13 protein-coding genes are annotated in these 13,996 nt (G+C 59.1%); 4 read left to right on the top strand and 9 right to left on the bottom strand.

Annotation, left to right across the window (positions count from 1 at the left end; translation table 11 throughout):
* The coding region (locus tag EOA27_RS03770) for a 2-dehydropantoate 2-reductase (protein WP_145970255.1) at positions 1-729 on the top strand (729 nt) is incomplete at its 5' end.
* Between the two features lie 116 nt (positions 730-845).
* Here the strand turns inward: EOA27_RS03770 and EOA27_RS03765 are convergent.
* The 7 genes from EOA27_RS03765 to EOA27_RS03735 all read right to left on the bottom strand — a co-directional run bounded on the left by EOA27_RS03765 (position 846) and on the right by EOA27_RS03735 (position 8,108).
* Complete coding sequence (locus EOA27_RS03765) at positions 846-1,211, bottom strand: hypothetical protein (RefSeq protein ID WP_126079556.1); 366 nt, start codon at positions 1,209-1,211, stop codon at positions 846-848.
* Between the two features lie 75 nt (positions 1,212-1,286).
* Positions 1,287-1,781: a VOC family protein gene (locus EOA27_RS03760; RefSeq protein ID WP_127255503.1), complete on the bottom strand. Its 495-nt coding sequence runs from the start codon at positions 1,779-1,781 to the stop codon at positions 1,287-1,289.
* Between the two features lie 169 nt (positions 1,782-1,950).
* On the bottom strand, positions 1,951-2,973 hold the full coding sequence (locus tag EOA27_RS03755; protein ID WP_127255500.1) for a histone deacetylase family protein: 1,023 nt from the start codon (positions 2,971-2,973) through the stop codon (positions 1,951-1,953).
* Positions 2,974-2,992: 19 nt separating this feature from the next.
* Positions 2,993-5,413: an aminotransferase class III-fold pyridoxal phosphate-dependent enzyme gene (locus tag EOA27_RS03750; protein ID WP_127255498.1), complete on the bottom strand. Its 2,421-nt coding sequence runs from the start codon at positions 5,411-5,413 to the stop codon at positions 2,993-2,995.
* Positions 5,414-5,449: 36 nt separating this feature from the next.
* Positions 5,450-6,463, bottom strand: a complete 1,014-nt coding sequence (locus EOA27_RS03745; RefSeq protein ID WP_127255496.1) for an ATP-binding cassette domain-containing protein — start codon at positions 6,461-6,463, stop codon at positions 5,450-5,452.
* Positions 6,464-6,481: 18 nt separating this feature from the next.
* Positions 6,482-7,246, bottom strand: a complete 765-nt coding sequence (locus EOA27_RS03740; protein WP_127255494.1) for an SDR family oxidoreductase — start codon at positions 7,244-7,246, stop codon at positions 6,482-6,484.
* Positions 7,230-8,108 (bottom strand): GntR family transcriptional regulator, encoded by an 879-nt coding sequence (locus EOA27_RS03735; RefSeq protein ID WP_189561951.1) that lies wholly within the window; start codon positions 8,106-8,108, stop codon positions 7,230-7,232. The genes EOA27_RS03740 and EOA27_RS03735 overlap by 17 nt, the downstream gene beginning before the upstream one ends.
* Between EOA27_RS03735 and EOA27_RS03730 the strand changes: the two genes are divergently transcribed.
* The 3 genes from EOA27_RS03730 to EOA27_RS03720 all read left to right on the top strand — a co-directional run bounded on the left by EOA27_RS03730 (position 8,107) and on the right by EOA27_RS03720 (position 12,732).
* Positions 8,107-9,066, top strand: coding sequence for an ABC transporter substrate-binding protein (locus tag EOA27_RS03730; RefSeq protein WP_127255490.1), 960 nt, complete (start codon positions 8,107-8,109; stop codon positions 9,064-9,066). The two genes, EOA27_RS03735 and EOA27_RS03730, sit on opposite strands and share 2 nt — an antisense overlap.
* Positions 9,045-11,078: an ABC transporter permease subunit gene (locus EOA27_RS03725; protein ID WP_210214135.1), complete on the top strand. Its 2,034-nt coding sequence runs from the start codon at positions 9,045-9,047 to the stop codon at positions 11,076-11,078. The genes EOA27_RS03730 and EOA27_RS03725 overlap by 22 nt, the downstream gene beginning before the upstream one ends.
* A 223-nt stretch (positions 11,079-11,301) precedes the next feature.
* The gene (locus EOA27_RS03720) at positions 11,302-12,732 is read left to right on the top strand and encodes an aldehyde dehydrogenase family protein (RefSeq protein ID WP_127255486.1); all 1,431 of its coding nucleotides are present in this window, start codon (positions 11,302-11,304) and stop codon (positions 12,730-12,732) included.
* Between the two features lie 75 nt (positions 12,733-12,807).
* On the opposite strand, the gene EOA27_RS03715 is transcribed toward EOA27_RS03720, so the two are convergent.
* Both EOA27_RS03715 and EOA27_RS03710 read right to left on the bottom strand, forming a co-directional pair.
* A complete protein-coding gene (locus EOA27_RS03715; protein WP_127255484.1) occupies positions 12,808-13,455 on the bottom strand; it encodes a LysR family transcriptional regulator in 648 nt (215 codons plus the stop codon).
* Positions 13,456-13,744: 289 nt separating this feature from the next.
* Positions 13,745-13,996: aldo/keto reductase (locus EOA27_RS03710; protein WP_189561950.1), on the bottom strand; the 252-nt coding region annotated here is incomplete at its 5' end.

The raw sequence follows: 13,996 nt of genomic DNA, 5'->3' as shown, positions 1-13,996 counted from the left end.
ATCCTTGCCAGCCTGAAGCCGCTTCTGGGACCTGAAACGGCGGTCGTCACGGCGCAGAACGGCGTCCCCTGGTGGTACTTCTACAGGCACGGCGGCGTGCATGAAGGCCGCCGCATCGAGGCTGTCGATCCGAATGGTGTGCTGTGGGAGGCGATCGGACCTCAGCGCGTGATCGGCTGTGTCGTGCATCCGGCCGCCGAAATCGAGTCTCCCGGCGTCATTCGACATATCGAAGGCGATCGGCTGCCGCTTGGCGAACCTTCGGGCGAGAAGACCGAGCGGATCGCCAATCTGGCCGCTCTCCTCGCCTCGGCGGGATTCAGGGCGCCAGTCCGCCCGCAAATCCGCAATGAGATCTGGGTCAAGCTGTGGGGCAATCTCTCGCTTAATCCAGTCTCCGCTCTGACCGGCGGGAAGCTCGACGAAATCTGCGCCGATCCAGGCACGCGGGCGATCATTCGCGCAATGATGGTCGAAGCGCAGACGATTGGCGAGGCTCTGGGGGCAAGTTTCGGGATCGATGTCGATCGACGCATCGCCGGCGCCGCCGCGGTCGGCGCGCACAAGACATCAATGCTGCAGGATCTGGAACTTGGCCGGCCGATGGAGATCGACGCTCTCGTGACTGCCGTCCAGGAACTGGGCCGTCTCACCGGTCAGGCGACCCCGACGATCGATATCGTCGAGGCGCTCATTCGGCAGCGTGCGAGGCTCGCTGGCTGTCTTTGACAACGTCCGTCAATAGGTTGTTTGATCGGCGATCATTCTTGCTGCCGCCGGCCGGATCGCCCTCCGGATGAAAGCGCGATCGGCGCCAACCGCAGCGCACGGAGCGTTGCTCCCTTCTAATTGAAATCTATATTGCAGCCCCAGGTATTAATTACGTTAACCCAGATTTCCAGCTTAAGTGTATTCCCGAACTGTGCGTTCCACTTGCTCACGATGTGATCGCACAGAGATTGAAATTTTGGCTGAAATTCGTGATCGCTGGTTGAAATCTTTATCACGACATCTGGAACCGCGGAGGCCTGCACTGCTAGGGAGTTAAATGCAATTGCTGTGCACTGGTTCAATTCAACGATGATATCGTGGTCCGGAACGTTCAAGGTCTCCTTCGCCGCCGCATAAAGAATATCCATCACAGAAGTCCGGCGATCAGCCAATTCTTTCTGGGATTCGAGGGATTTAGGGAAAATTTCAATATAAGCCATTACAGTATATTCCCGCGAATTCCGTTGAATTTCGTAGTTTATGAAGGATGGTGCTACCAATAGTATCAGAGGAGATTATTTCTCCCGGTGTCTTACCTCCATCAGCTCTATGGGGAGCCCAATGGACGGGTCCATGTCCATCTTTACTTCTCTGGAATGTTCAGATGACAGCGCGTCGGTCACCTGCCATCCCAGTTTTGATAGCCGGGCCAATTCTGCGTCCATATCAGGGGTGAGGAAGCCGATTTCACTCAAGTGCCCAATTGGCGCACCGCACCCGGTGTCGTAGCACAGCTTCTGTTTCTCGATCGGCTCCATCAGTTCAAGGTAGAAATCGTCATTCACCCAGGCGCCGCTGACAAAGGCCTCTCCCTTGAATAAATTTCCTTCAACGCGAGTAAAACCTTCTTTGCCGATACCAAAAGACTCGGTCAGCAACCTTTCCGTCCGGCCGATATCTTCAACCCGGATGCAGACGTGGTTCATGATGAGCCTCTGTTCCTGGTGGCACTTTTTAACCAGGCGCATCATTCGGCTCTCGAAACCTTCTTCTTTGCCATGATTTTCCATAACTAAATCCTCCGATTGTTTCGCCAAACAAAATTAGGAGATACCGACAAAGTTGGTCTCGAACGGCGATCAGTCTTGGCTGTCAACGCAAGCGGCAAGTCGCTCCATGAGGTCAGTCCCTTCCCCCCCCGGCAGGTCGCTCAAAGCATCCTGCGATGCAAAGCCGCGTCTAACCCCCTGGCGCGACAACATTCAGGACGCAGGGACCGATAGCTTCAAGGCAGTATCCCCCTTCGAGCACAAACATGTGGGGGTGGCCCAAGGATGCCACGGCTTCGCCAATCCGGTTGAAATCATCCAGCTCCAGGGCCAGACGCCCCGCCGGATCCTTGGCATAGGTGTCCACGCCAAGCGCCACCACCACGTAGTCTGGAGAATAGTCGCGCAGCCTCTCGAGCGCGGCCGTCAAAGCTTCGCCATAGCCCGACCAGTCGGTACCGGGCCGAAGTGGCAGGTTCAAATTGAAGCCTTCTCCAGCCTCGGCGCCGATCTCGTCGGCGTAGCCGGAGAAATATGGGTAGTCCACCGACGGATCGGTGTGGAGAGAGATGGTGAGGACGTCGGACCTAGTCCAGAAGATGTCTTGAGCACCGTTGCCATGGTGAGCATCAACATCCAGGATCGCGACCCGAGCGCCATCTCGCGTCAGTTCCTGTGCGGCCAGCGCGGTGTGGTTGGTGTAGCTCGTTCCTCCACCCATGTCGCGGCAGGCATGATGACCCGGAGGACGAGCCAAGACCAGGCCCGTCGATCCCGAGAGGCGAAGATCCCTGGCGCCGTGAAGGGAAGCCCCGGCTGCGCCAAGGGTTGCCGGCCACATCGCCGGGGTGATCGTGCTCACGCCATCGAACATGTAGTAGGCGATCTTGCCTTCTATCGCGCTTGGGCATCGAGGCGGCCGGTTGCGGTGCGGCCAGACGAAGCCGACGCCGTCGAGTTCGGTACCGAATGATCTCGACCATTGATCCCAAGCCGTGGCGAGGAAATCCAGGTAGTCTTCGGAATGAATGGTGCGAAGATCTTCCTTCGATGCGGGTGCACAATCCAAGACATCAATGTGGCCAGCCTGCCGTAAGGCGTCCAGAACGGCGCCTGTGCGCTTCGCCACGTCGAGCGTCGGGACGAACTTCCCAGGGTTGAGTTCGATTTTCGATTGATGCTCCAGGTGAGCATCGCATTTGTAGATTTTCATCTGCTCATTCCCGGTTGGCTCAGGCGCTGTTTGCGATCCGAAGATCCGGCGGCACCTCTGTCAGCGCGGTCTGAAGGGCTTCGAAGCACCGGTCGGCGTCGGCGGTGCTGAAGGCCAAGGGCGGCCTTATCTTGATGATGTTTCCCAAGGGGCCCGTCGAGGCAACCAGGACGCCCAGGCTCTTCATCCGCTCACGCACCCAGCGGGCCGCGAGTTTCGCGGGAGCGCGCGATGTCCGGTCGACGACAAGCTCGACGCCGTAGAAAAGGCCGCGCCCATGGATGTGGCCGACCAGCTCGTGCGTGCCGATCAGGCTGTCGAGAGATGCCTTGAGATGCGCGCCGACACGCTCGGCGTTGCCTTGCAGGTTCTCGCCCTGCAGCACGTCCAAGGTGGCGTTGGCGACAACCGTCGACACGGTGTTGCCGCCGAAGGTGTTGAAGTAGCCAGAGCGACGCTGGAACTCCAGGGCGATGTCACGACGCGTCACGAGCGCGGCGATAGGATGCCCGTTGCCCATCGGTTTTCCCATGGTCACTATGTCGGGACGAACACCGAAGGCCTCGAAGCCCCACATATGCGTGCCCGATCGTCCGAAGCCCATTTGAACTTCGTCCGCGATGCGCAACGCTCCTGCGCGGCCCGCTTTGTCGAAGGCAAGGCGCATGTAGTCCGGTGGCGGAACCAACGCGCCGTTGCCGTCAAAGATTGAGTCGATCAGCAGCGCTGCGGCGCCCGGTCCCCTTGCTTTGAGGTGGGCCGCCGCTTCCGTCACGTGATCGGAGTATCGTTCCCCCAAATCTGCCTGGGCACCTCGATAGATGCCCCGGTAGACATTGGGAGCCGGGACCGCCTCGACCCAGCTAGGCTTGTCCTTGATGTCGTATTCCAGCAACGAAAGCGGCGCGACCACCGATGTGTTGCCGTGGTAACTGTTCTCCGTGATGATCACGCCTTCGTTGCCGGTAACCGACCGCGCAATGCGAACCGCCAGGTCGTTGGCTTCCGAGCCGGTACAGACGAAGATCCAGGTATCCAGGCCTTCGGGGAGGGTCGCCGTCAGCCGCTCTCCGAGCCGCAGGATCTCGCGGTGAAGATAGCGGGAGTTGGTGTTGAGCGTAGCCGCCTGCTGTGCGAGCGCCTCAACCACATAGGGATGGCAATGCCCCACATTAGCGACGTTGTTGTAGCAATCCAGGTACTCCGTCCCGGGGGCGTCGAAGAGTTTGGTGCCACGACCGCGTACGAGTTCGAGTGGCTCATTGTAGAACGTGTAGGTCTCGCCCAACACGGATTGCCTGCGGGAGATCAGGGCTCTGATATCGCTCGAAGCCTGTTCCACCACGGGCGAGGGGATCGGAGTGGGCACCACGGACGGTGTCATCGAGGCGACGAACGCGTCGTTGTCGATGTGGGCGAGGCGGGATACGGCGGCCGAATACAGCGATTGCAGGTCGTCGAGTTGCTGGTCATTCCGGCCGTTGACGACGACCTGGTAGCGGACGAGCCCGACTTGCAGGATTAGGCGGGCCAGCACCAGATCCTTGAGCACCGCAAGATCGGCGGCCTCCAGCGGCATATGCCTTTGGTAGCCGCGCACGACGGCTGCCGCGGCCGCCACTGGCTCCGGACTCCAGTGGATGAAAGACGCTACGGCAACCGCCAGGTCCTGTGCGATCGTCCCATAGACCATGTCGCCAAAATCGATAACACCCGCAACTTCGAACGAAGGCTCCGCCCGGACCAGGACGTTGCTCTCGTGGAAATCATTGTAGATGACCTGGGATCGGAGGCGCGGTAGCGCCGCAAGGGTTGATCCGGCGAAGTGCTCCAATGCCCGGTCGACGTCTTGGCGGATTTCTTCTGGGATATAGTCGCGCAGCCAGTCACCAAGGACCAGGCCATTTGCCAGGTCCCACGGTATCGGTCGAAGGGCGCTACGATGATTGAAGCCCTGGAGCGCGCGGGCCAGACGGCCTTGTGCGGCGCCGAGGCTCAGGAGGTCGTCGGTGGACAGATTGAAGCCTCGCCGGCTCAACAGATCCATGACAGTCTCGCCGGCGACGAACGAGAGAACCCGCAAAGCGTGCTTTCTTCCCTCTCCAGCCGAAATGCTGGAAAGCAGGTCACCTGCAATGGTCCTGCGAACCCGTGGGACCTGGAGCGCCGGGTCTACCTGTTCGATGTGTTCAAGTGCTTTCGCCTGAAAGATGAGACTTTCCTCATCCTCTTCGAGAGATGCGATCTTGACGACAAACTTCTCGCCCGCGGCAGTGACAAGACGATAGTTCTGTTCTCTTTCTCCTCCTAGCTGATGCCATTCGCCTGCCAGCCCGTAGTGATCGAGCACATGGTCTGCGACCGGCTCCAGGTCCAGTTGCGGCGCCTTGATGCTGCGCAGGAGCGAGCGCGCTTCAGTCTCGGTGATTGTCGTTTGCATGGTCGAACTGGTACCTCGATTTCGACGCCCGGCCAGCTACGCAGTCATGGCAGACGTGAGCGCGTCGCCCAGATCTTGGCGTCTCATGAACCCTACCGTTCTGCCCGTGGAATTGCCGAAGGCGATCACGCTGGCGCCGCCCTGGAACGTTTCCGCTACTTTTCGGAGTGTCGCTTCAGCCGCGAGCTGCACGTCGAACGCGTCCGGCTCTCCACGCCGCATGAAGTTTTCCGCTGTCAGTATACGACTGCGTTCCGCACTCGCGGTGAATGCTCTGACATAGGAATCCGCGGGGTTCAGGATCAGTTCCGCCGCGCTGCCGGTCTGGACGAGCTGGCCCTTGCGCAAAAGAGCGATACGATCGCCAACGCGAGCAGCCTCGTTGAAATCGTGGGTCACGAACACGGCAGTCTTGGACAGCGTTTTCTGCAACCTGAGAATTTCGTCCTGCATCTCTTCGCGAATGAGCGGGTCCAGCGCCGAGAACGGCTCGTCCAGCAGCCAGAGGCTCGGATTGGTTGACAGACTGCGGGCAATGCCGACGCGTTGCTGCTGGCCTCCGGAGAGCTCATGCGGGTAATGATCCTCTTTGCCGGACAGCCCGACAAGGCCGATCATATCGAGTGCCTTCTGCCTCCGATCGGCCGAGCGCACACCTTGGATTTCCAGTGGCAGTTCCACATTGCCGACCACGGTACGGTGCGGAAGCAGCGCGAAATTCTGGAACACCATGCTCATATGCGTACGACGCAGCAGTTGCAGGCTCTTGTCAGGCACGGCGCACAAGTCCTGATCCTCGAAGCGCAACTCTCCGGCCGTCGGTTCCACCAGGCGCGTCAAGCATCTAAGCAGGGTAGACTTTCCGGATCCGGAAAGCCCCATGATGACCAGGATCTCGCCCCTCGCCACGGAGAGATCGATGCCGGCCAAGGCAACGAAACCGCCGCGCTGCTCCACCGAGGAAATGTTCTCACTCAGGGGCAGGCCGGGATCGATACAATGCGCCTTGGCCGATCCGTAGATCTTCCAGAGGTTCTTGCAGCTCAACATGGTTATCCCCACTCGTCCTCAGCCCAGTTCCCTGGCCTCGTTCAACATGATCGCGTCAGAGGAGGTGTAGCCGCCATCGACGGTGATGCTCGTGCCCGAGACGAAGCTGGCCCGGTCGGATAGAAGGAAAGCGACAACGCCAGCGACCTCCTCCGGTTTTCCGTCTCGCCCAAGCGGTGTGACAGACGCTGATCCCGAGGATGCCCCAGTCGTCATGTCGGTTTGAATCCATCCCGGCGAAACCGCGTTGGCGCGGATGTTTCGGGAGCCGAAATTGCACGCAAGGCTCTTGGCCAGATTCACCATCGCCGCCTTAGAGGCCGCGTAAGCCATACTTGCGTAGGAGCCGACGAACGCGTCAGTGGACGCGACCAGAACCACCGATCCTCCCGACACGATCTGCCTCTGCAGTCCAAGCGTCAGGCGCAACGCTGCATTCAGATTGACTTCGAAGGTGCGGTCCCAGATTGAAATGTCATATTCGGTAAATTTCTCGAACTTGACGATTCCCGCGTTGTGGACGATGCCCCGAAGTTGGACGCCGTTGAGGCGCCGCATTAACTCGTCCTGACTATGCCGCGCACCCGCATCGAAATGGTGAAGCGTGACTTTGCGCCCCAGCTTCTCGCCATACGAAACGAGGGTCTCTGCGGCAGCGGCATCGTTGAGGTAGGTGGCATGCACATCATAGCCGTCTCGAAGCAACATTTCTGCTGTCGCTCGCCCGATGCCGCGGGACGCGCCGGTTACCAGCGCAATCGGAGCTTCACTTGGTTTCGGCATATTGTTCCTTGATCCTCCTTTTTGCTTTTGGTTTCATTTTCTGATCTTGATCCATTTCAAGGAACAGGTTTACGCCTTTGCAGGCATAGTGCAGGGCCGAGGTCAGAATTTCTTTGGCCCTAGCCGCGTCGGCCACCTCCAAGGCGTCGATGATCGCAACCAAGGCCGCATTCAGTCGCGTGACGATGCCTCTTTCCTCGAAGGCCTCGCGCGACGGCGGAGCCGTCTTGATCCAGACGCTTTCGATCATCTCAATGAGCGCCTGAGATTCTCCTCGCACGTAGATTTTCATCAGAAGGCCGTTGAACCGAGGGGCGTATCCAACGGTGTCGCCAGCCTCGATGTCGCGCTGCATGCACTCGACTTCACTTCGGAGCGCCTGGATCGTTTCACTCGATATGCGCCCGGCGGCCCTCTCCAGGGCCAGGCATTCGAGGCTCACCGAGATCTCAAGGTATTCGTTGAAGCTCTGCCGGGAAACGAAGGGGACACGCGCCGACCGGTTTTCCTCGACGATAAGAATACCCTCTTCGCCGAGACGCCGGAACGCCGTACGGACTGGCATCGGACTGACGCCCAGCTCGGCGGCAATATCGCGGATCTTCAGTCGCTGGCCAGCCCTCCAGCGGCACTCAAGGATATCCTGACGGACAAGCTTGTACACACGGTCCGAGGCGGTCGTGCTTTGCTCGTCTTTTTTCGCCATCTGTGACTCATTTGTGATATATGACATTCGCGCCGATACCCTATCTATCCCGATAATCTCCGGCAATGCAATCTCCTTTTCAAATTTTGTGATTGACATGTGATAATAAGTGCGCCCTACTTTGGCTCGTCGGTCATTTAAAAGGGGTTTCGCCATGCGTTTTCCACTCTCAGCAGTCACGTTGGCGTCCGCGCTTTGCGTCAGCCTGTGCATTTCTTCCGGGAACGCGCTGGCCGCCGCTGAGTCCCAGGACCCGGTGCGGATGGCGGTCGTTAGTGCGCCCGACGCGGACTTTATCACGAACGTGTTCGGGAGCTTGCTCAAGAAGGCCGGATACAACGTCCAGTACGTGCATACCGACTATACGGCGCAGTTCACGGCCATCGAACTTGGCGATCTCGAGATCAGTCCCGCAATCTGGTCGTCTTCTCCCGAATTGATCGCAGCTGCGCTTGCTTCGGGTTCTGTGACGAAGGTGGGGTCGGTCGGCGTCAAGATCAGGGAAACCTGGTGGTACCCCAACTATGTTGCCGAGCTATGCCCGGGACTGCCGGACTGGAAGGCGCTCAAGAATCCTGCCTGCATCAAAGCGCTATCCAACCCAGAGACAGATGGAAAGATCAACTATCTAGGAACACCCGCGGATTTTGACGCCGATGACGAGCGCCGCATAGCGGCGCTCGGGCTCGATGTTCACATAACCTTGCCGGGCACAATGGCGGCCATGGTCGCCACAATGCAGGGCGCAGTCGAGAGGAAAAAGCCGATCATCGGGTTTGGTTTCGTGCCCCACTGGCTCTACGGTTCCGGCGTTGGCACCTTTGTCGATTTCCCGCCTTATGAGGACGCTTGCCGCAGCGATCCCGCCTGGGGCGTCAACCCCAATCTTGTGGGCGATTGCGCGTTGCCCACGGGGGATATCATCGAATTGATCAACAATGATTTCGCCAAGCGGGAGCCCAACGTAACAGGTCTTTTGAAGAAATTTGTTCTGACCAATGACGATGTAGCATGGGGTATCCTCAAGCAGGATAAGGGCGGGCTTACGCCCGAAGCTGCCGCGGCTGAGTGGATTTCTGAGAACGAGAAAAAGTGGTCGCCGTGGCTTCAATAAGCTTCGGCGCGACATCTTTGGCGCCGCTCTTTCGCCCCAAATGGCTGCCGAGCAGCCGTTTGTGGGTAGCACTCGGCCTTGTTTTGCTGTTCGCGGCCTATGTCGGGCGGGATCTGCTTCCCGATGGGCTGTATGTATGGCCGAAGCAATGGCTGTTGCCATTGCTCAAGATATCCAATGATGTGCTCAACCAGTTGCTTCGCCGAACTGAAATTTTTGGCGAACCTCTCCGGATGTGGACGCGTGCGGGCGGTGAGGCGATCGGTCTTCCGATGCGTGGCCTTCAGAACCTATTAACGACCGGCTGGACCTTTCCAGGAAGCACCCCCGCCGAAACGCTTACGCTGCCGCCATTGTCGTGGGTGTCGGTCGTTCTTGCCGCAACCTACCTGGGTTGGCTCGCTGGCGGGCGTCGTCTGGCGGTCCTGGCGTTCGCTACTTTCGCGTATTTTCTCATCTTCGACCTTTGGGCTGCAGCGACATTGACGCTCGCATCCGTGGCGTTTGCAATCGTCGTCGGCGTGGTCTTTGGCCTGGTGCTTGGCGTGATGCTGTTTCGCTGGGGTTGGCTTGAAGCCGTATTGAACCCCGTCTTCGATGTCATGCAGACGATTCCGCCATTTAGCTATCTGGTGCCGGTCCTGATCCTCTTCGGCTTTGGCCCCGTCGCGGCACTCGTGGCAACACTGATCTTCGCCTTGCCCCCGATGGCCCGAGCGGTGGTCTATGGCCTGCGCCGGCTACCGGACCATACGTCCGAGCTATCCAGCATGACCGGTGCCTCCCGTTGCCAGGGTACATCGAAGATCCTTTTGCCAAGCGCGAGGGACGACCTCCTCCTGGGCGCCAATCAACTGGTGATGATGGCGCTGGCTATGGTCATTCTGGCTTCGATGATCGGCGCAGGAGGTCTGGGAGCGGAAGTGCTTCGCGCGATCCAGTCCCTCAAGATCGGCCGCGGGTTGGAGGCGGGCATTGCGATAACTCTGCTCGCCGTACTGCTCTACGGCTACGGACATTCAATTGCCGTGCGTCGGCCTTCGCATCTGTCTCGGCCTCAGCCGGTGAGGCACCTCGCGATCCTGGCCGCCATCCTGATCATCCCCACAGTCGCAGGAATCGCGATTGCACCTCTGGCGCAATATCCCGCCGCGTTGACGATCTCGACCGCCGATTTCTGGTCACGCGTCATCAGCTGGCTGAACAGCAATTGGGGCGATGTTTTCGAAGCCACCCGGCTGATCATCACGCTCGGCGTCATCCTGCCCTTGTTGACGATACTAAGAGATCTCGGCTGGGTGTCGATTGCTGCCTGCATCCTGTGTTTCGGCTTTGCGCTGCGGCGACCCTCTCTTGCTGTCCTGTCTTGCGCCACACTCATCCTCATCGCTGCCATCGGCTATTGGGATCAGTTGCTGATCACCTTCAATCTGGTGATGATCGGAACGCTGCTCTCCCTTTTTGTCGGAGCGCCTTTGGGAATCTGGGCGGGATCTTCTCGCCGCGTACACGCGGTGTCGGAGGTTATCGTCACGACCCTGCAGACGTTGCCTTCTTTCGTATACCTGGTGCCCGTCGTCATGCTTCTGGGTCCGGGCGATGCAACCGCGGTGATTGCCATCGCGCTCTACTCCGTGGCGACGACGGTGCGATACACCGACCATGCCATCCGCAATGTCGATCCCACCACGATCGAAGCCGCGGTGGCGTTCGGGGCCACCCCGCTTCAAACGTTCTGGAAGGTTCGTCTGCCTCTTGCCCGACCTGGCCTGATGCTAGGTCTCAACCAGACCATCCTCATGTGCGTTGGGATGGTGGTCATCACGGCGCTTGTTGGCTCACAGGGGCTTGAACTGGAGACCGTGGATGCCATCGCTCGCGTCGAGCCCGGCAGAGGATTGCTTGCAGGCCTCGCGATTTCCGCACTGGCGATCATCCTGGACCGCTATGTAGGCGCGGTCGCGGAGAAATTGAACGCACGCGGCTCGCCTCGCGCCAATTCATCATCATGATCTTTGGCCCGGCTGCCTCTAGGCTGCGGCTCAGCAGGGGGCTGAAGGACGCCGATTTTGCCGGCGCAGACGTTGTCGCAGTGGCCCCGCAATACGACCCGACAAACCAACACAGCGCAGGTCGGGGCTCGGTGCTCATTGAAATTCTAAGCCTGCTCACGTTTTGCCCTTCGCTCGCATGAATCGGCTGTGAGCCCTTTTCGAATAAAGGAGGAGCCTTGTCATGCTCGATAAGCGGAAGTTCTATATCGGTGGCGAGTGGGTATCGCCCATCGCGGCGATGAACCTCGAAGTCTTGAACCCTGCAACCGAAAAGCCGATTGCCGTCATATCAATGGGGTCCAGGGAGGATGTCGACAAGGCGGTCGAGGCAGCCAGGAATGCGTTCGCGTCCTACAGTCGAACTACTCTGGAAGAGCGGCTCCGGCTGCTCGAAAGGTTTCTGGCCATTTACAAGCGTCGCTACGACGAGATGGCGGAAACGATCACCTTGGAACTGGGCGCCCCGATCACTATGAGCCGCGAGCAGCAGGCCGATGTTGGTGTCGGCCATCTCCAGGGGTTCATCGATGCGCTGCGCGATCTGAAGGTTCGCGAGGAACTGCCAAACGGCGATGTCGTTCTGCGCGAGCCTATCGGCGTCTGTGGTCTGATTACGCCATGGAATTGGCCGATCAATCAAATCGCATTGAAGGTGGTGCCGGCCCTCGCGACAGGGTGCACATGCATCCTGAAGCCCAGCGAACTCACGCCTCTCAACGCCATGTTGTACGCTGAGATGATTGATGAGGCAGGCTTTCCCGCGGGTGTGTTCAATTTGGTCAATGGTGGCGCCGATTGCGGCGCGGCGCTTTCGAAGCACAAGGACGTCGACATGATGTCCTTCACCGGCTCAACGAAAGCAGGGATCGCAGTCAGCAAAGATGCTGCGGACACTGTCAAAAGGGTGACCCTGGAGCTTGGTGGCAAGTCTCCAAACATCGTTTTCGAAGATGCGGATCTCGAAGAGCGCATTTCCGCCAGCGTCGCTGACTGCTTCAACAACTCAGGCCAATCCTGCGATGCGCCAACGCGCCTTCTCGTGCAGCGCTCCGTCTATCAAAGGTCAATCGAGATAGCGCGTCGAGCCGCCCTGGCTGCCGAAGTTGGAGATCCCATGAAGGAAGGGACCCACATTGGACCTCTGGCGAGCGCCATTCAGTTCGACCGTGTGCAAACCTTGATCAATGCGGCAATCGATGAAGGTGCGAACCTCATCGTCGGCGGCCCAGGCAAACCGGAAGGCTTCGAAACTGGCTACTTCGTAAAACCAACAATCTTCGTCGACGTCGAGAACGGGATGCGCATCGCACGGGAAGAGGTTTTCGGGCCGGTTCTTGCGATTATCCCTTTTGACGGCGAAGAAGATGCCATCACGATGGCGAATGACACGGCTTACGGCCTTGCCGCCTATGTGCAAACCGGCGATCCGAAGAGAGCGGAAAGAGTTGCTTCGGGTCTGCGGGCCGGCATGGTGCATATCAACGGGGCGCCGCATCGCTACGGAAGTCCATTTGGCGGCTACAAGCAGTCCGGAAATGGCCGCGAGGGCGGCAAGTTTGGTCTTGATGACTTTCAAGAAGTGAAAGCAATTCACAGACCTGACGTAGCCTAACGTGTTGATTGCCACTGAGAACTGACCCGCCAACACATGACGCGGCATCGCTTCCCCTGAGTTGGAGAACGGCTCTTAGTTCCTGGAACGAAGTGCGTTGTCGAGATGCGGCGACAGACTGATCTCATCGGCCGTGAAGTATCCGCAGTCCGCAAGGGCGCTGCGGAGGCTCGGCCTCTCTCCAAGGTGCAAGGCCAGTGGGTGATCTGAATTTACGGCAAGCTCGATTCCTTCCTGGAACAGAGGCCATGTGTCCAGGCGATCCCAGACCTGCCCGAGGGGACCGGCAATCGCCAGCTCCACGTCGCCGCTTTTCAGCGCCTCAATCACTGCCGCCGGTGAGCCCCGGTGAATCTTGAGATGCACACCGGGATAGGCCCGGAAGAGCTCGGTGAACGGCGAAACCAAAAGCGCAATGTTAATGCTGTTGGAGATCGTGACGTTGAGTGGCGCAACGTCACTGCTTTGCACGGCCTTGGCCAGCGATTTGGCGGAAGTGGCTGCATCATAGCACTGTTGCAGCAAAGGCAGCATGCGCCGCCCAAGCTCCGTAAGGTGCGAGTTCTGACGCTCTCGCCGAAGAAGCTCTCCCCCTAACTCCTCTTCAAGCGTCTTGATGGCGCGCCTGAGCGCCGGCTGAGTGACGTTGCATTCCTCGGCCGCTCGCGTGAAATTCAACGTGTTAGACAGGGCCAGAAAATATCGGACCTGCTGCATCTCCATGAACTTTCGCCCCCTCAGCGAAATGGTCGATTAGCGATTAAGCATATTTGCAGACTACCGCAATGGTGCGAGCTCGGCAAAGCGCAGCCAGCTTAAGTGTCCGCTTTCGCAATTCCGGAGCTGAAAACGGTCTGTCCGCTTACGGCCCAAAGTTGACATGGCAGCTATGCGCCTATTGAAGCCCATGCGCACCGCATCGATCTCCGCCGAAAGCGGTCATTCGATCCGCAGGCGGAAATCGACGGTTCCGCACTCCATTTGAGATGTACAACCGGACGATGAATGCGCATCAACCCTCGTCGGTCATGGGGAAGGGGGCGCCCTGCGCAATCAATCCGCTGTCTCTGAGGTCGGTCCACATGCTGGATGGGATGTCCTCGCGCAGATAGGCAAGGTTCTGCTCGAGCTCGTCCGCCGACCGGGCGCCGGGAATGACGCTCGACACCAACGGATGGCCGAGCGGGAACTGCAGCGCCGCCGCCGGCAACGAAACCTTATGGCGGGCGCAGATCGCCTCGATCCGACGCACCCGCTCCAGCAC

The organism is Mesorhizobium sp. M2A.F.Ca.ET.037.01.1.1, from assembly GCF_003998075.1.
Classification (GTDB): Bacteria; Pseudomonadota; Alphaproteobacteria; order Rhizobiales; family Rhizobiaceae; genus Mesorhizobium.
This window is presented reverse-complemented; position numbering and strand designations above follow the sequence as displayed.